The organism is Neobacillus drentensis (genome assembly GCF_036962765.1).
Classification (GTDB): Bacteria; Bacillota; Bacilli; order Bacillales; family Cytobacillaceae; genus Neobacillus; species Neobacillus drentensis_C.
In genome coordinates, this window is record NZ_JBALOS010000183.1 from 1 (window position 1) to 317 (window position 317).

General features: G+C 34.1%; 1 pseudogene. It reads left to right on the forward strand.

Features of this window, described 5'->3' with window-relative positions:
- Positions 1-317: pseudogene (locus V7137_RS21345) on the forward strand (Ig-like domain-containing protein); the annotation flags it as partial.

The window sequence follows — 317 nt, forward strand, 5'->3', positions numbered from 1 at the left end:
AACATCCCAATAAAACGTATTGATGGGTCTAGAAATTGGAATACTTATCAAGATCGAGTATTTAATAAAATTGAAGTACAAAGTTATTTAGGAGACGACCAAGAACACAAGATACTAGCGCATTATCCATTTAAGTATGATGATTTTATATATAACACAGAGAGCCAAATTTTACAGTTCAAGACACCAACACCAGAGTATCTTTTAACTGGTGAGCTACATGAATCAGTTTATTTCTTAAAAAATGGTGACTTCGTAAAAGTAACGAAAGAGGGAGCACTTTTAAGAACACAGCCTACTACGTCTTCAACAGGGAC